At 44.4% G+C, this 16,672-nt stretch carries 15 protein-coding genes; 5 read left to right on the forward strand and 10 right to left on the reverse strand.

Features of this window, described 5'->3' with window-relative positions; all coding sequences use genetic code 11:
- Positions 1 to 119: 119 nt before the first annotated feature.
- The 3 genes from torD to torC all read right to left on the reverse strand — a co-directional run bounded on the left by torD (position 120) and on the right by torC (position 4,744).
- Positions 120 to 773 (reverse strand): molecular chaperone TorD, encoded by a 654-nt coding sequence (gene torD / locus AC2204_RS04915; RefSeq protein WP_318924553.1) that lies wholly within the window; start codon positions 771 to 773, stop codon positions 120 to 122.
- A gap of 194 nt (positions 774 to 967) precedes the next feature.
- Entirely contained in the window at positions 968 to 3,499 is a 2,532-nt protein-coding gene (gene torA / locus AC2204_RS04920; protein WP_318924372.1) for a trimethylamine-N-oxide reductase TorA, read from the reverse strand.
- Positions 3,500 to 3,577: 78 nt separating this feature from the next.
- Complete coding sequence (gene torC / locus AC2204_RS04925; RefSeq protein WP_318924373.1) at positions 3,578 to 4,744, reverse strand: pentaheme c-type cytochrome TorC; 1,167 nt, start codon at positions 4,742 to 4,744, stop codon at positions 3,578 to 3,580.
- A 200-nt stretch (positions 4,745 to 4,944) separates the two neighbouring features.
- Here torC and torR point away from each other — a divergent pair, with 200 nt between their 5' ends.
- On the forward strand, positions 4,945 to 5,658 hold the full coding sequence (torR, locus tag AC2204_RS04930; RefSeq protein ID WP_318924374.1) for a two-component system response regulator TorR: 714 nt from the start codon (positions 4,945 to 4,947) through the stop codon (positions 5,656 to 5,658).
- A gap of 362 nt (positions 5,659 to 6,020) precedes the next feature.
- Here the strand turns inward: torR and panP are convergent, their stop codons facing one another.
- The 6 genes from panP to AC2204_RS04960 form a co-directional block, all read right to left on the reverse strand.
- Positions 6,021 to 7,667, reverse strand: coding sequence for a pyridoxal-dependent aspartate 1-decarboxylase PanP (gene panP, locus AC2204_RS04935; RefSeq protein WP_318924375.1), 1,647 nt, complete (start codon positions 7,665 to 7,667; stop codon positions 6,021 to 6,023).
- 152 nt (positions 7,668 to 7,819) lie between these two features.
- Positions 7,820 to 8,800 (reverse strand): DUF2860 domain-containing protein, encoded by a 981-nt coding sequence (locus tag AC2204_RS04940; RefSeq protein ID WP_318924376.1) that lies wholly within the window; start codon positions 8,798 to 8,800, stop codon positions 7,820 to 7,822.
- Between the two features lie 47 nt (positions 8,801 to 8,847).
- The gene (locus AC2204_RS04945) at positions 8,848 to 9,360 is read right to left on the reverse strand and encodes a hypothetical protein (protein ID WP_318924377.1); all 513 of its coding nucleotides are present in this window, start codon (positions 9,358 to 9,360) and stop codon (positions 8,848 to 8,850) included.
- 208 nt (positions 9,361 to 9,568) lie between these two features.
- On the reverse strand, positions 9,569 to 9,670 hold the full coding sequence (locus AC2204_RS04950) for a MetS family NSS transporter small subunit (protein ID WP_318924378.1): 102 nt from the start codon (positions 9,668 to 9,670) through the stop codon (positions 9,569 to 9,571).
- A gap of 2 nt (positions 9,671 to 9,672) precedes the next feature.
- Positions 9,673 to 11,154 carry a sodium-dependent transporter gene (locus tag AC2204_RS04955; protein WP_318924379.1) on the reverse strand — a complete coding sequence of 494 codons (1,482 nt, stop codon included), beginning with the start codon at positions 11,152 to 11,154 and terminating at the stop codon, positions 9,673 to 9,675.
- Positions 11,155 to 11,529: 375 nt separating this feature from the next.
- Complete coding sequence (locus tag AC2204_RS04960; RefSeq protein WP_318924380.1) at positions 11,530 to 12,132, reverse strand: hypothetical protein; 603 nt, start codon at positions 12,130 to 12,132, stop codon at positions 11,530 to 11,532.
- 145 nt (positions 12,133 to 12,277) lie between these two features.
- On the opposite strand from AC2204_RS04960, the gene cydH reads away from it, so the two are divergent.
- Together cydH and AC2204_RS04970 are read left to right on the forward strand one after the other, a co-directional pair.
- On the forward strand, positions 12,278 to 12,367 hold the full coding sequence (gene cydH, locus AC2204_RS04965; RefSeq protein WP_413466675.1) for a cytochrome bd-I oxidase subunit CydH: 90 nt from the start codon (positions 12,278 to 12,280) through the stop codon (positions 12,365 to 12,367).
- A gap of 104 nt (positions 12,368 to 12,471) precedes the next feature.
- Complete coding sequence (locus AC2204_RS04970; RefSeq protein WP_318924381.1) at positions 12,472 to 13,710, forward strand: patatin-like phospholipase family protein; 1,239 nt, start codon at positions 12,472 to 12,474, stop codon at positions 13,708 to 13,710.
- Positions 13,711 to 13,787: 77 nt separating this feature from the next.
- Here the strand turns inward: AC2204_RS04970 and AC2204_RS04975 are convergent, their stop codons facing one another.
- Positions 13,788 to 14,693, reverse strand: coding sequence for a manganese-dependent inorganic pyrophosphatase (locus AC2204_RS04975; protein WP_318924382.1), 906 nt, complete (start codon positions 14,691 to 14,693; stop codon positions 13,788 to 13,790).
- A 365-nt stretch (positions 14,694 to 15,058) separates the two neighbouring features.
- On the opposite strand from AC2204_RS04975, the gene AC2204_RS04980 reads away from it, so the two are divergent.
- Positions 15,059 to 15,424 (forward strand): hypothetical protein, encoded by a 366-nt coding sequence (locus tag AC2204_RS04980; RefSeq protein WP_318924383.1) that lies wholly within the window; start codon positions 15,059 to 15,061, stop codon positions 15,422 to 15,424.
- Between the two features lie 356 nt (positions 15,425 to 15,780).
- The gene (locus AC2204_RS04985) at positions 15,781 to 16,380 is read left to right on the forward strand and encodes a GTP cyclohydrolase II (protein WP_318924384.1); all 600 of its coding nucleotides are present in this window, start codon (positions 15,781 to 15,783) and stop codon (positions 16,378 to 16,380) included.
- Positions 16,381 to 16,672 lie beyond the last annotated feature (292 nt).

The raw sequence follows: 16,672 nt of genomic DNA on the forward strand, positions 1-16,672 counted from the left end.
TTGAACCGATATAATTGAGAACCGAATGGGGATCAATAATTAATGAAATTGGTATAAAAAAAGCCGGCATGTAATGCCGGCAAGGGAGATAGTATCAGTCTTTACGACGACCGATTAGGTTATTCTTCTTCTCCGGCAAGGAATGCCGAGTCTAATTGACAAAATGCAACAAGCAGGTCAACGGCTGCGGTATAGAAACCAAAGCTATCTCGGGTTTTACATGCTTGGGCAAAGATTGGCAGCCAGTTCAATAGCATGCTGTTCACAAATGACAGCTGTGCCTGCATTACCTCTTCTCGCTTTTCATCGTCTTTTTGTCGGTTAGCTAAGATAATCAGGTTACCCATGAAATCCAGCTCAACAGCAATGTGGTCTGCGGGTTCATTGAATTCTTTATGTTGAGCAATGTTATACTGCTCCATTAGCTTATTCATGTCCTGCGCCGGTTTGTCGTTCAGCAGGCCGCTTTCACCAACATAAATAGAAGCATATGGCAGAGCGCCAGACTTTGGTGTGCTCAGGAATAAGCCACAAAAATCTGCTGCCAGCTCAAGTTGTGCATCTTCACGCACTTTTAAACGGTTAGTCGCCTCGCGGAATGACTCGACAGGCTGTTTAAGCTCTGGTGTCATACCAAGACCAGACAAGAAGGTGAACATTTCGTCACCGTGATATTCCATCAAATCTTCCGTTGTCAACTCACGAGCTAATAGTGAAGACATCCACCAGTAAATTTCAGCACGTTGTTCGTTGAAAGCAATAAACTCTTGCATGATCACTGTCACTCCAGACACTTAAAAACCTATTCACATAAAACAGGATGTTGTAATGATTATATGTGAATAGGCTCTATTTATGGGTAAAGAAAGGCAATGTTGTTACATTCATCGCCTATAAATTTATCAATAGCCTGCAACTGCAGGCTATTGATATCTTTTCGGATAAAGCTACTCCTGAATACCGCGAGTTACGCTAAGTCCATCGCCGGGAAGAGCGGGTTGATATCAGTGACTTCTTCCGGACCGTTGAAACCCGTTACCGCGGGTACTTTACCGGTATACTTCTCGATCTCTACCTGCGCAGAAGCGGCTGTTGTTGCCTGAGCCAATTTCGATGAGCCGACATCCTGAGTCAGCACGTTTGGATCGCCGTAAGTACAAAGTGTACCCGGTTTACCACCTTCAAGCGGGCTGTACCAGGCACCTTCGTGAATACGACAAACACCTGACTTATAGTCATCAGTCACAACGGCCCCGGCAAGAACTTCACCACGGTCGTTGAATACACGAACAATATCACCAGATTTAATACCACGCGTTTTCGCATCGACAGTACTGATGTAGACAGGCTCACGGTCTGCTACAGAGTAAGTCGCGCGGTGCTCTGTTGAAGAGCAGAGCTGCGAATGCAGGCGGTGGTTCGGGTGCGTACTCTGCATATTAAGTGGGAACTTGTTCGAACGCGGGCCACCGTGGCTACGCTCTGTCTTTTCAAACCACATAGGGTGACCTTGGCAATCATCGTAACCCATGTCTGCGATGGTCTTACAGTAGATTTCAATGAGGCCAGACGCTGTACCTAGTGGTTCTAAATCCGGTTCCTTGCGGAATGATTCGTGACGAACCCACTCTTTGCCCTCTGGGAACTCAATAAAGCCTTCGCCTTCCCAGAACTTCTTGAAGTTAGGCATACGAACGCCCAGCCCACGGCCCTGCAGACGCGCACCGTTATAGATCTGTTCAATCCACTCCATCTGTGTCTTACCTTCGGTAAACGCTTCTTCGCGATTGTAACGACGGCATAGCTCACGGAAGATATCAAAATCATCTTTAGCTTCAAACAGAGGCTCAACCACTTTTGGCAGTGCGATAATACCGGCATTGGAGTGGTTACCATACTGTTCGATATCGTTACGCTCATGGGTGGTTGTGGCTGGAAGGACAATATCGGCAAAACGGCAGGTTGCAGTCCATTGGTGCTCAACAGACACAACCGTTTCCAGCTTACGCCACGCTTTGATCATCTTGTTGCGATCCTGGTGGTGGTGGAATGGGTTGTTACCACAGAAGATAGCCATCTTCATCTCAGGGAATTTCACATCGTGACCATTCCACTGAATGGTTTTGCCCGGGTTTTCGATACAGTCAACGAAACGGGCAACTGGGATGTAGGTCGAGTAACCCTTGTATGAACCATTGTGAATCGGGTCAACACCAGTCACACCACTAAAGCCTGACATAAGCGGGCCGTTTGAGGTGACAGAGCCTGCATCATTGTAGTGCCAGCCGAACCCAAAACCGCCGCCAGGCAGACCGATCTGACCCAGCATTGCAGCAATAACAACCAGCATCCACGCATACTGCTCACCGTGCTGCATACGCTGTAGACACCAGCCGCCAATGATCTGAGTACGGCCAGAAGCCATCTGGCGAGCAAGAACGCGAATGTCGTCTGCTTTGATCCCGCAGATTGTTTCTGCCCATTCAGGTGTCTTTTCTACGCCATCTTTCTCACCGGTCAGGTAAGGAACGAATTGGTCGAAACCTGTGGTGTAGTCAGCGATGAAATCTTTGCTGTACAGGTTTTCGGTATACAGGGTATGCGCAATAGCCAGCATCAACGGAAGGTCGGTTTGCGGGTTAACTGGGATCTGCTCGCCACCGACCGCTTTTTGGGTTTCAGAACGAACCGGATCAACGTAGATGACTTTGATTTCGTTGTTCTTCACTTTTTCAGCCAGCTGCTGATAGTAGGCATACGGGCTGTGATCCGGTACCAGCCAGCCAACCTGGAGATTTTTAATTGGGTCAGAGCCCCAAATTACGATGGTGTCAGAGTGTTCAAGAACCAGCGGCCAAGATGTCTGCTGCTCGTAAACTTCCATTGCCCCGGCAACGTAAGGCAGAACTACCTGCGCGGCACCCGTTGAGTAGTCACCCATCTTTCCAAGGTAAGTACCGTGAAGGCCAAGTGCACGGCTCATCATCGTACCGGCAGAGTGCAGTTTACCAACTGACTGCCAGCCGGTGTGGCCAGCGTATAGCGCACTTGGGCCGTAGCTATTCTGTACCCGTTCCATTTCGTGGTAGAAGAAATCCAAAGCCTGAGACCATGGCACACGAACAAAACGGTTGTCACCTCGCTGGGTTGTATCTGACTTAAAGCCGTGTTTCAGCCAGTCAATACGTACCATTGGGTATTTCACACGAGCGGGGTTGTAAACGACTTCACGTACGCCGTTGATCATTGGCGTAGGGTGTAGGTCTTTCTCGAAAGGAACCGTATCTACCCAAACACCATCAACAACTTTGGCACGGAAAGCCCCCCAATGAGAGCCAGAAAGTACTTCGCCGGTGAACTTTGCTTGTGTTTCTGATGCCGCGATGGCCTTGCGTGGTGCCAGCAGGCTTGTACCCACGACAGTCGCAGCACTCGCAGCAACCATTCCGGACAGGAAGCGACGGCGTGATACGCCTTTATTTAGAATTTGAGTCGCCATATAGGAAATCCTTTAATTAAAATTCTTTTTCAAAGGGCGGGGAGAGTGATTTATATCGCCATCCCCGCCTATCAGGAATTAGTGTGCGCCAGCGCCGCCAGTGTCTTTACCGTGATTCTGGAGGTACTTCAATAATGTGCGTTCTTCAGTTTTGCTCAGACGGTAATAGGCGCTCATCGCATTAAGGCCAGAGATCCAACCGTTTGCAGTGAAGTGCGCCGGGTCTGGTGCGGCATGGCAGGCATTGCACGTTGCGCCGTACATGTCTTCTGCGTAGTTCCAGATTGGCTTAATGTTGTCAATCATGTCTTCAGCGGTGATCCAGGCTTCAACCGAAACGTGCTGCCAGACGATGTCTGTTGCGGTATCAGTTTGTTCTTCGATAAGTTGTTCCGATGCTTTCACGTCGCCACGGATTGTCGCCTTGAAAACGCGTTTACCCATGTATTCTGTCATCACACGGCCTTTACCCGCTTTTTCAAGCCAGCCGTCAACCTTGATTTTCAGCATGTCATCTTTACGCTCAAGAACCGCAACTTCAGAGGCAGGAAGAAGTTTGCCTTCTGTTTTACCGTTGGCATCAGCGGTGGCATACAGGTCTTTTTCACCCAGCGAGTAAAGTGTCTCAGCCGCCGCGCCTTGCGTATTCGCCGTTGCCTGAAGCTCTTGGAAATCTTTCTGGAAGCCACCAGCCATGTTAGGCAGTTCGTGGGCAATACCCTTGTGGCATTCGATACAGTTCATGTCTTCGGCTGCCGCTTTCTTCATCTCAAATGCCGCTTTGGCAGACTGTTTGCTGTGGTCCATATCATCATATGAGTGGCAACTCTTACACGTCTTGGAGTTCTGGCTGCTCATTCGATCCCAGACGGTTTGTGCCATATGCAAGCGGTTATCTTCAAATTTTTCAGGTGTGTCGATCTTGCCGGTTACGAAATGATGGTAGAGATCTTTTGCTGCCTCGAGTTTACGGATAACTTTGCCTGGAAAATCTTTTGGCTGGTGACAGTCAACACAGACAGCCTGAACACCGGAAGCATTCTTGAAATGAACTGTTTCTTTGTATTCCTCGTAGTTCTGTTCCATGGTGTGGCAAGAAGTACAGAATTCGATAGTCGATGTGACTTCAAAGCCTTTGTGGACAACAAACGTGCCCGAAAGAGTAATAATGATGCCGATAAATACCAGCGCAAGAATTGGATACTTGCTGCTTGGTCTAATCAACTTTTGCCAAAGTTTTTTCATAATGGAAGATTCCAGAAATAATGAATGCCTGCCGTAAAGTACGGTGACGTATAAATTTTTATGGTTTAATCTTAAAACTACGATGTGAAAAAGGTTAAGGGTTGGCATGAACAGTTTTGGCTTGCTTATGAGAAATTGTTAACAGGCTATTGTTGTGCTACCGTTTTAATGCCTGCTGAAATATAAATAAAGAGATAAAAATGAGTCATCATGTGCTTGTTGTAGAAGATGAGATTGTGACCCGTACCAAGCTTGTCGGGTATTTTGAAAATGAAGGGTATAAAGTCAGCGAGGCGGACAGTGGCGAGCAGATGCGTAAGATTATGGCTGCTGAAAAAATTGACCTTGTGATGCTTGATATTAACCTTCCGGGTGAAGATGGTTTGATGCTGACTCGCGAGTTACGCAGCCGCTCTGAGGTCGGTATTATCTTAGTGACAGGCCGTACCGATAGTATTGATCGTATCGTCGGGTTAGAGATGGGCGCCGATGATTATGTCACTAAGCCGTTTGAACTACGTGAGTTACTGGTTAGAGTTAAAAACTTGTTATGGCGCATGGGCTTAGTTGAAAAAGCGCGTGATGAAACCATGGTGGAAATGCACGAAGATAACATTATTCGTTTCGGTGACTGGCAGTTTGATATCAATAAACGCGCGCTGACTCATAATGGCTTGCCAGTAAAATTGACCAAGGCAGAATATGAACTGTTAGTTGCTTTTTCCTCACATCCAAATGTTGTGCTGAGTCGTGAGCGAATCCTGAATATGTTAAGTCACCGGGTAGAAGCACCGAACGACAGAACCATTGATGTGCTTATTCGACGGATGCGTTCTAAGATGGAGGTTGATCCGAAAAACCCTCAAATCTTTGTCACTGTTCACGGTGAAGGGTACATGTTTGCGGGCGATTAAAATGCGTTGAGGCTGACTGTTTGCAACGAGAAAATCATTATTTATAGCGGCGTCATAACTTGTAATAAATTAGCTGGCATACTGTGTATGCCGGTTTTTTTTAGTTAAAAATCGGACCTTTTTTTGATTTAAATCAAGTGATGTTACTGGTTGTTAATGGGTTTAACATTCTGGCTCTGCTTAGGCCATCTTGCAGGTTAATTCTTTGATGCACAGATCTTGGGTAAGTTAATGTAATTAACAGAGTGTTCACTTGGTTTGAGTGTGAAGTAGAAGAATATGAATGGATTAATTTTGAGGTTATTTGGCTATAAATAAAGCCTGACAGTGGTCAGGCTTTATTTTGTTTAAAAATCCAGCGTTTATCGCTGTAAAATACGTGCTGTGATTTGACGTATTTGAGGCAGGCTATGAAGGCTTTCTTGAGCGAGTTCTTTCTGCTCTTCAAGTACGCTTTTCAGAATGTCATTTGTCGTTAAGGGATTAGCCAGCACAACACGGAAAACGGTGGTGATTTTGTGATCCCATTTTTCCGGTGTCAAACGTGTACGTGAGACAAATGATTTGCCTGATTCACGCTGTCTTTTCTGAATGAATTTTGTCAGATCATCCAGAGCATCTAGCAATGTAAGCCTGTCTCCGGTATTTGCTGCCTGAAGGGCTTTTTGTGTTTCCGCTGGCACGTAACGGTAAGTTAGCAGACACAATTCAGGTTCAGTGATAAGTTCAAAATCAGGGTCTTGCCTGATCAGTTCAGCAAAGTATTTGGCCTTTTCGATACTGTTGTTGATCAGCATTTCGTAGCCTGGGCGGCTAATAATGTTCATGCTGGCGAACAGCAGCATGGCCATGCCGCTCCGCGATCCTTCTAACGTATGGCTACCCAGATCTTTTGATCCCTTACGTAATATATATTCGGCATGATGCTCAATCGCAGCCACGGAGGCCGGATTCTTGAAAATTACCATACCCGCACCCATCGGTACATACAGTTGCTTATGAGCATCAATCGTTACTGAGTCAGCACGCTCTATTCCCTTGAGTAGTGAGCGATATTTATTAGACATCAACGTTGCACCACCCCAAGCGGCGTCTACATGGAAATGGCAGTCATGCTCAACAGCAATGTCAGCGAGTTGATCAAGCGGATCAATATTGCCTGTTTCCGTAGTACCAGCCACACCCACGATCGCGAACGGCTTAATGTTTCTCGCTTTCAGTGAGTTGAGGGTGGCTCTGAGTTCGTCAAGACGGACACGATTATTGTCATCCGTTTTGACCGGAATAACACAGTCGCGACCAATGCCAAGTACATCTGCGGCTTTCTTTAAGGAGTAATGGCCACGTTCAGACACCAACACCGCCAGGTCATCATAGCCGTAATGCTTCATTGCCCGGAATAGTCCTTCCTGGGCAACACCGCGAAATTCGCCGTCAGGCTTCAATACGTTATTTCGTGCAACCCAGAGCGCAGTGATGTTGGCGATCGTTCCACCGGAGCAAAACGCCCCGAGAGAGTGGTTAGCGCTATGCATCCATTGCTGATAAAAACTCTCGTCTTCATTGAAGATTAAGTTATGGATCATTCCCAGAACCTGACGTTCCAATGGGGTGAATGCCTTTGATGTCTCGATCTTAACCAGGTTTTGGTTCAGACCAATCATGATTTTTGATAGAGGCATCAGAAAATAAGGCAAGGCTGAGGTCATGTGACCAATAAAACTCGGCGCAGAAGTATGCACCGATTGGGCTACCAGCTTGTTCAGTAAAAATTGGGTGTGCTCGGAAACGAAGGTAGGACTTTCAGGAATATCAGCAGAAGAAAAGTCCTTTTCAATCTCAGCAAGCGGTTTTTCACTCGCGGCAATATGGGTACGCAAAAACTCATTCAGGTTCTGCGATATTTTTTGCTCAATCAATCCAAGGGTTGATTCGGGTGCTTCCGGCACTGTAAAAATGCGATGCAAAGATTCTAATGACGCATCGGCTTTTCTGTTATCCACTGCCATAATAAATTGGTACTTTCGGTTAACTTCCGCAAATTATTGCTAATTTAATGGAATTTGGTATCGATGTCTCGGAAAATTCCACATTGATATAGGAATTACTTAATAAACTCAGGTAAGAGTATTGATATTACTCATCGGTATTTTGGCTGAAGTTAAAAGACATAGTTAACGCCAACCGTCATTACAAGTGACTTTTCATCATAAAAACTGATGGTTGAGTTGCTATCGCTGTAACCAATCAATGATACCAGCCCCCAATTCTTCCAGCCAAACGGTTTATTGTATGCGTAAGCAAGAAAAGCCCTCCAGCGGTCATCCATCTGGCGTTGATCAAATACCGGGTTGTCATCATCAAATCTGGCACGATCATAGCTCAAGGTAAGCGCAAAGCTTGAGCTTGGTAATAATTGAACAAGACCGATTTCGGCACCATAAATATGACTAGCCATTGCTTTACCGTCAGCATCTATACGGGTGTAGTTCACAGCACTGCGCAAAAAGCGTTTAGCGCTAATGGTATGGCGGTAAGCTCCTTGCAGATACAGGATGTTACTTTCTCTTTCTAATAACGCTTGCTCTTGTGGTGTGAAATACTCTTGACCACTTTTTTCATCATCAATTTTTTGCTGACCAGCGGCGACTTCGACGGAAAAATCAGAGCCTAAAATTTTCTCATATTGAAAGCGTAAGCCCTGAATGCTTGAATCGGTTTCTTTGCGTGGCTGATTTTCGATATAGGGGTCCTGCCATGTGTTCTGACTAAGCAGGCCGGGCACATAACTGATGCTGAGCATGCCGTTTTGTTGCAGTGATTGACGGTAACCTAATTCAACGTGGAAACGGCCTAAAGCAACATCAGAACGACTTGTACCAAAGAACAACTGTTTATCGGCACCGTCGAAGGTGTAATGCAGCGAGCCCAAAGGGGCAATCAGGGCTTCAGTTTTTTTTTCACCAGGCTGTAACAGGGAAGAGGTTGTTTGATTGTCAGTATTAAACTGTGAAGTCGTTTGGGTAAACCCCGCCAGCAGGGAGATATCGCCGCTAAATCCAGGTTGCCATTTTTGGCCAGGTTGAGCCATAACAGGCGCAGAGGCCAGACAGATGAGCACGCCTAAGTGAAGAGGCTTCATATTGCTTCCTTGTGAAAAATAATGTTATTAAATTATTCTGACTGGTGTTATTGGCATTCGATATTAGCAACCTTTGTCATTTTTTCGTTATAGGCACTAAGCGGCTTATCAATGTTACCCGGATGGGTGAGAAGCTCTGCAAATGCACTACGAAGCTCATAGTTTTTTGGGTGGGGCTTACTTTGGCGATCTTCAAACGCTTTCTTTGCGTAAACACCAAGCGCATTTTGTTGCTGCGACAGTTTCTTAACGTCGTTTTGAGTGAGTTGTAGCCATGATTCAACGGAAAGAGACAGGTCTAAGCGACTTTTATCATTATCTAAATACCAGTCAACGGCTTCGCGGTTGAGTTCAAAGTGATGTTTACGACCTTCTAAAAACCATTCCCCAACCTCCGTTAGGCCCTGATCTTTCTCTACAGCCAAATCAACCAGGCTTTGATACCAACTAAGCGAGGCATCAACATACTGGTGATATTTATCGCTCTCGCAACTGCCAGTTGACGCGAATACAGTACCAGGAAGCAGTACGAATGAAAGAACTACAGCAGGTAACTTCATTGCCTATCCTTTAAATGTCAGTGTTGAACTTTGTGTGATGATTGTAACGGGATGATTGTCAGAAAGAAAAGGATTCTTTGCGGGAATGATTTGTGGCTAACAAATATGTGAGTTGACGATCATGGCAGTTATGCCGCTGTTATTAAAAAAGAGGCTCAATGAGCCTCTTTTTGGTTAATTAGCTAATCTTATGATTTTCTAATATAAATTATTTTCCGTTGCCCTTCATTGCCAGGGCGATACAGTAAGCTGCGCCACCCCAGGTAATACCAAGGCCAAACAGCATCATGATAATTGCACCTGTTGTCATAATTAGCCCTCCAGCTGGCTTTGTGGTTTGGATGTCAGGTTGATAACAACGGCAGTTACAAACATTGCTGCAATCAACCCCCAGCCAAGTAGTAATAAGTCAGACATTTCGTAGCCACCGTAACCGTCAGTCAAGGTATTTGAAAGGTTAGTGACAAGGATCATTGCCAGCATTGCAGGGCTCAGGAAGCGGATACAAACGTCGAACCACTTGCCAATGCTGAATTCAGAGATGTTGTCTGCATATTCACGAATATCAGCGACTTTAAATAGCCAGCCAATCACAATCAATTCGACGAGGCAGCTTGTTAGCAGTGCGACGTTATTAATGAAGTAATCAACCAAATCAAGCAGCAGCAGCCCCCCGTTTGTTGCGAACGCCATCGAGACGGCAAAGCCGACACCACATACAACAGACGCGGCTTTTTTACGTGTCCAGCTCAATTTGTCAATGATTGCAGAGGTTACCGCTTCAATGATTGATATGTGTGAACTCAAGCCTGCAACAACCAGTGCCAGGAAGAACAGCGGACCAAGAATGTACGGTGCCGGTAATAAATTAATAGCTGCCGGAATGGTGACAAAGGCCAGACCGACGCCTGCGGAGACCACTTCTGTCAAAGGTTTTGCTTGTTCCTGCGCCATATAACCCAATACTGCGAAGATAAGAACGCCAGCAGTAATTGAGAAGCCACAGTTAATCAGTACGGTCATGAATGCATTGTTATTGATGTCCGATTTTTCTGGCAGATAGCTGGAGTAAGCAATCATGATAGAAAAACCAACACTCAGGGTGAAGAAGATTTGTCCGTATGCTGCCGACCAGACTTTAGCATCGAGGATCTTGCTGAAGTCTGGCTGGAATAGATAGTTAAGTCCATCCAAGGCACCAGGCAGGAACAATACCCGAGTGATTAAGCCAAGTACCATAATAAACAACAAGGGCATCATGATCTTACTTGCACGCTCGATACCGCCTTTAACACCGGTAAAGATAGCGGCAAAAGTAATACCCCACGCAAGAATCATTGGAACTGCAATGTGCATCTGCACAAAGCCCAGCTTAGTTGGTGAGTTATCACCTAATTGTAAGTATTCGCCAAAGAAAAAGGCATTGGTGTCTGCCCCCCAGCTTTGGGTGAATGAAAAGCCAAGGTAAGAGATAGCCCAGCCAATGACTGCGATATAATAGACAGCAATAACGGCAGCAATAAATACCTGGAACCACCCCAGCCATTCAAGTTTGCCACCCAGCTTAGAGAATGCGCGGGGAGCGGCACCTCGTAATTTGTGACCCAGAGTAAACTCCATGATCATAAAGGGAATACCGGCGGAAATCATGGCAAAAAGGTAAGGGATAAAAAATGCGCCACCGCCATTTTCATAAGCCATATACGGGAAGCGCCAAATATTACCAAGACCGATGGCAGAGCCAACGGCAGCTAAGATAAACCCGGCACGGGAACCCCATTGTTCTCGTTTCATAAACATCTCCTTATGTACTGCTATTCTCTATGAAACTTAATTTTATTAGAGATATATTCTCTAATTCATCGTCCTGTTCCGTGGAATATGGATTGATAGACCACGTAATGAGATGAGATTAACCAGAGATAATTTGTAAAGCAATAGAGTATGTGTTTGTTAATTATATGAGCTTGTGGTGTTAACGTTTAGTTTTTTGCTCTGTAGATTATTGAATAGGGGGGTCTGGTGGTGATTAAGCAGTGCTTATCACTATCTTTTCCGTTAAATTAAGGTATTAATTTTATTTTAAATGATTGTAAAAATGACTGCAAAATAGCCAAAAACTAGTGGCTAGGGTCGTAAATAGTATTAAAGGGCCATATGAATTGGTAACTAGAAAGAAAAGCTAATGCCGATATTGGTTTGGACTTGGCTGAGGATTTTTGAATCGACGATTATGTGGCAGGTTTGGTTTCCTGTTGGCAAGTGACAGATAGCGGTTGTACGGCTGTCGATGAAGTTTGCTAACCAGCGACCCTCAAAAACAATTTTGGCATTTTTATTCATTTTATATTCAGCCCCGCCGAATAAACTGCCAGAGAATAAGACACTGTTTTCTGACCAGTCTGCATCGACAAAGGTTGCTCCTACGCTTGCCCCAAAAAATGCGCTGAGTTCAGTCACCACGTCATAGCGCAGCGAGCTCTGGAAATGAAGATAGGTAAATGAACTGTCTCTTTCAAAGCCTCTCATTTCAGTGGGCTGGTGGCTTAAAAAAAGCCCTACACGGCCGGATTCGATATTCGTTTCTACGGCCAACGCGAAATGTTGATCGTTTTCGGGTTGAATTTTTATTCCATTTTCATCGGTTATCTGATTAGAAAAGGTATAGCCAATATAAGGCGTAATATATAGCGGTTGCTCGGCAAAAGCATCGGGTGAGACAAAGGTTAAGATAATACATCCTAGAGTGTATGGTGATGCCGGTAACTTCATCGTTTTGTCTCATTGTTATGTTTCGATATTATGCTTAATTGTGACAGCTATTCTAAAATCTCACATTTTATTTGACGAGAATCTTGAAGTCCCCCAGAAGTGAGGTTATCGTATTGTTAATCTATTGTTATTTGTGGGTCGCGATATGGATAAAGATCTGAAATTTGCAATTATTGCAGCAGTTATAACATTGACTATATTGATTGGATTCGGTCTTACTGCGATTACGGCGTGACGCGGCATGCACGACGTGTTTTTTCTACTTCATTCCGTTTCTGTTTTGTAATAGATGTTATTCTGTCAATAGTATGTCTTCGTAAGTATCAACGTGAGTAGACTATGACGAATCATCTGCCGTTCAGCTTAAGTGCCTTTGATTTACAAATGGTAAGCGCATTCTCTACCCAACTGAGTAGTGGGCGGAGAAAGAAAATAGCGCTTGTTGTGCAAGGGGGAGGCCAGAGGGGTATCTTTACTGCGGGTGTATTTGACTCTTTTCTTGAGGCTGGGTTCGATCCTTTCGAACTGTATATTGGTACTTCTGCCGGTGCGCTCAACCTCTCTTCATTTATTAGCCGCCAGTCTAGTTTTAGCTACAATTTCATTGTTAATTACACCACAGATGATGAATTTTTTAATCTGTATAAGTACCTTAGTAAACAAAAACCGATGAATTTAGACTGGGCGCTGGATACGATATCAGCTGAAGGCCTGACACCACTCGATATTGTGACTGCGCGGCGAAACCTACAATATCGGCAGGCATTTGCGTGTGCCACTCGCAAAGACACCTTGGCAGATATTTATTTGCCAATGTATCAAGAAAACTGGCGCGATGTACTTCGAGCAACATGTGCAATTCCCATGTTGTATAACCAGCCAGTAAACTTACAAGACTTGGAGTGGGTTGACGGCGGTGTAAGTGCTGCCGTTCCTGTTCAAGAAGCCTGGAAACGCGGGGCTGATCTCGTTGTTGTGGTAAGAACTGAGCCTCTTGAAAACAGTGATGACGGGGTTAGGGTGTTTGATGACTGGCGCGAGAAAATTGAATCTAGCCTGCCGCAATATATTGAGAAGCTTAATCTGAACCAGTCGCTTGAGAAGTTTAAGTCGATTCACAACGATCTCACCCAGCGCTTTGAGTTGTGGAAGGAGGGGCGGAACGATAAGGTGATAGAAAAAGAACAGCAGCGCTTACAAGAGCAGCAAAAGGTTATATCTGAGTTAATCGAACCGAAGAAGATGGATGCTGACGGTAGAAAATGGTTTACTTCCGACAATATCGAACGGTTTTTATCTATTACGGGCAAGGGAAAAAGTAGCGAAGTCATTGAAATGCTTGCTCGTTACTATCAGACATGCCGTGAAGTAAATGAATTTCTGGTTCAGCCTCCTGAAGGATTAAAGGTGATTCAAATTGCGCCCGATAAAAGATTGCGTAGCAGAGCGTTGCTGAGTGAAAAAGATGATCTGGAAGTTGACTACCGCGAAGGGAAACTAATCGGCCGACAGTTCGTTGAACATTTTTCGGATGCTCTGAATGAAACAACAAAACTTAATGAACACAGCAAGCTTTAAATAAAACAACCGATCCAAAAACAAAAAGGAACGCAATCGCGTTCCTTTTCAAGTTCGGGCAGAAATCACAGATTTTATTACGCCAGAACTTTCTGTAGCCAAGGCCAGCCTTGTTTCTTGCGGCTGAGTGTGTTTTCCATCATCAGCAGGCCATTGTCAGCATATTGCTCTAAGGTTGCGTTCCATTCACCTTTGAATAGCAGGCGCGTTGTGCTGCTAGTAATGTCAGTCAGCATTAAGGCTGCCATTGCCAGACCATCTTCATCACAACGACGCTGAAGATCTGCATTAAGCTCATCAATCATGCCGTCTACTTGCTCAAGAGTAGCAAGTTCGATTTGACCCACAACAACATCACGGTTGTTGAATGGGTAAGCTTTAAGATCTTTTTCAACCAGCTGAGAGGCAGAAAGGCCTTCGATATCAGTTTTTGCAATTAGCAGATCTTTGATGAAGGTATCAAGATCTTCAATACCCGCAATAGTTGTTAGCTCTGCTACAGCGTCTTTGTCTTTCTGAGTACAAGTAGGGGAAGCAAAGCCAACGGTATCACTTAAAATCGCTGACATCATCAGAACCGCGAGTGGGCGAGTGATCTCGGCATCTTCCATCTTGAACAGGTTGAACATGATGGTACAAGTACAACCAACCGGCCAGATCCAAGCTTCTAGTGGATTGGTTGTCGTTACATCGCCCAAGCGGTGGTGATCAACAATACCCAAGATCTCAGCATCAGCAATATCATCCGGGCCTTGAGCAAGGTCAGAATAGTCTACTAACCAAATGTTTTGACCAGCGACGCCAGTACACATTTCTGGTTGTTCTACGCCAGCTTGCTCCAGGATATGTTGCGTTTCTCGGTTTAGTTCGCCTTGACGAACGGCTTTAGCTTCCAGGCCACGAGCCTTAAGAAGTTCAGCGCCGACAAGGGCTGAGCAGATGCTATCACTATCAGGATTTTTGTGACCTACAACTTGAATCATGATGTTTCCTTTACTGTGTCAGGTACAGCAAAACCTTGCTGTAAGACGGAATGGGACTAACCTGATCTGCTGATTGTTAAAATCATTGTCAGAACAAGTGATCAAACTCGGGCAATTCTAGATGTTTTTTCACAAATAACAATTAAAGCAGGGCAATAAAAGGTGCGGTTGGCTAAATTGAGAGCTTTTTTGAGCGGTTTTATTATTCTTACTGTACGAAGAAGATGCTTTATTGGCAGAAGTGTGATCAAGCGGGATATCTTAATCCACACAATTAATGCGTTATTACAGCAGGTCGTTCCTGACTTCCTTTTTTGGTCATAAAGGTGTATGTATATTGCAAGTTATCTGTAAGGAATAGTGAAATGCAAGCACGACCAGCTCTTTTAAACATAAGATTAATGTTACCTGTACTGATCAGTTTATGGCTACTAGCAGCACATTTTTTGCGTGCAGGTGACATTCTGGTCAGTCTTGGATTGGCGGCTACACCGTTATTGCTTTGTGCACATAAAAGCTGGGCTGCTCGTACATTGCAAGTCATTTTGCTGGGAGCTTCATTGATTTGGATGCTATCGACCTATCAAATGCTGTCAACTCGCTTAATGATGGGAGACGATTGGATCAGAATGTTTATCATCATGGTTATCGTTATCTGTTTTACTCTTTTATCTGCTTGTGTATTTCTTCACCCTGAATGGGAGAAGAAATATGGCCTGAAGCGAAAATAGCCTGATGGTTCTGATTCTTTCAAAACTGTTGCATAATGAGTTCAGCATTGTTTTGTTATAATATAACAATCATCATTGATATTATGAAACACAGGAACAGATAACAGATCTTGTTCTGTAGTGCTGTTGTAGCGCAATTATTTTAGATATCATCTAAGCAATATAGAGGAATGCCTGCCTGTCGTATAAAGTGATTCGAATTATGCGATTACGATATTTGGGTGTTTGGTGAAGATTATCAGCCTTCTGGGATGCGAGTTAAGGTACAGAAGTGTACTTTAACGTTTAAATGGGCAAGTTCTACTAACCCAAATAACCCCGATCCCAGAGGGCCATTAAGAAGTACTAGGAACAAAATGGTTAATGTAAGGGCGAGAGTGCCTTTTAAAGTCGGCTTGAAGAGTAATATTTCAGCAGACTTACTTTCTTTTAATGGCCTTGAATCTGGCAAAGAACATGTTGCCGTCATTTTTCATGATGCTGACAAGCAGGCAGCAGCACCATTGGTACGCATGCACTCTGAGTGTTTAACCGGTGATGTATTTCACTCATCTCGTTGCGACTGTGGTGAGCAGTTAGATGAAACCATTGAAAAAATGGGCGAGATCGGAGGCATCATCCTGTATTTGCGTCAGGAAGGCCGTGGTATTGGTTTGTACAATAAAATCGATGCTTATGAGCTGCAAAGCCAGGGGATGAATACCTACGAGGCAAACAACCATCTTGGTTTCGGTGATGATTTGCGTGATTTCAACGAAGCGGCACTAATGCTAAAAGCACTCGGCATTAATGAGATCCGCCTGATTACCAATAATCCGAAGAAAATTGACGATCTTGAAAGGTGTGGTATCAAAATCGTTGAAGTAGTCGGCACCAAAACACATGTTAAAGACGGCAATGAAAGTTACCTGAAAACAAAAGCGAGTCATGGCAAACACCGGTTCAATTTCGATTGAGAATTTGCCATTCTTCAACAACGTTATGCTCGTAACGCAGTACTTGATTGCGCTGAAACGTAAAAAATATCGAATAATAGAAAAGCCCCGAGTATTCGGGGCTTTTCTATTTATGGTTCTTTGTTAAATCATCACTCCCAATTATCCATTATTTTTTCTAATCTAAATCATAATAAAGTTTCGTGCTTGGTGGCACGCTAATTTCTTGCTTGAATATCTTTTCACAATTATTATCATCGCTCTTTGAGTGAAGTTATAAACTGTATAATCTCTATAAAGAAGCCTTGTTTTT

This window comes from Photobacterium sp. (genome assembly GCF_057456235.1).

Excerpts from the sequence above, each read along its gene's own strand:
- torD (WP_318924553.1), bottom strand. The coding sequence starts at position 773 with ATGCAAGAGTTTATTGCTTTCAACGAACAACGTGCTGAAATTTACTGG.
- torA (WP_318924372.1), bottom strand. The coding sequence starts at position 3,499 with ATGGCGACTCAAATTCTAAATAAAGGCGTATCACGCCGTCGCTTCCTG.
- torC (WP_318924373.1), bottom strand. The coding sequence starts at position 4,744 with ATGAAAAAACTTTGGCAAAAGTTGATTAGACCAAGCAGCAAGTATCCA.
- torR (WP_318924374.1), top strand. The coding sequence starts at position 4,945 with ATGAGTCATCATGTGCTTGTTGTAGAAGATGAGATTGTGACCCGTACC.
- panP (WP_318924375.1), bottom strand. The coding sequence starts at position 7,667 with ATGGCAGTGGATAACAGAAAAGCCGATGCGTCATTAGAATCTTTGCAT.
- AC2204_RS04940 (WP_318924376.1), bottom strand. The coding sequence starts at position 8,800 with ATGAAGCCTCTTCACTTAGGCGTGCTCATCTGTCTGGCCTCTGCGCCT.
- AC2204_RS04945 (WP_318924377.1), bottom strand. The coding sequence starts at position 9,360 with ATGAAGTTACCTGCTGTAGTTCTTTCATTCGTACTGCTTCCTGGTACT.
- AC2204_RS04950 (WP_318924378.1), bottom strand. The coding sequence starts at position 9,670 with ATGACAACAGGTGCAATTATCATGATGCTGTTTGGCCTTGGTATTACC.
- AC2204_RS04955 (WP_318924379.1), bottom strand. The coding sequence starts at position 11,154 with ATGAAACGAGAACAATGGGGTTCCCGTGCCGGGTTTATCTTAGCTGCC.
- AC2204_RS04960 (WP_318924380.1), bottom strand. The coding sequence starts at position 12,132 with ATGAAGTTACCGGCATCACCATACACTCTAGGATGTATTATCTTAACC.
- cydH (WP_413466675.1), top strand. The coding sequence starts at position 12,278 with ATGGATAAAGATCTGAAATTTGCAATTATTGCAGCAGTTATAACATTG.
- AC2204_RS04970 (WP_318924381.1), top strand. The coding sequence starts at position 12,472 with ATGACGAATCATCTGCCGTTCAGCTTAAGTGCCTTTGATTTACAAATG.
- AC2204_RS04975 (WP_318924382.1), bottom strand. The coding sequence starts at position 14,693 with ATGATTCAAGTTGTAGGTCACAAAAATCCTGATAGTGATAGCATCTGC.
- AC2204_RS04980 (WP_318924383.1), top strand. The coding sequence starts at position 15,059 with ATGCAAGCACGACCAGCTCTTTTAAACATAAGATTAATGTTACCTGTA.
- AC2204_RS04985 (WP_318924384.1), top strand. The coding sequence starts at position 15,781 with ATGGTTAATGTAAGGGCGAGAGTGCCTTTTAAAGTCGGCTTGAAGAGT.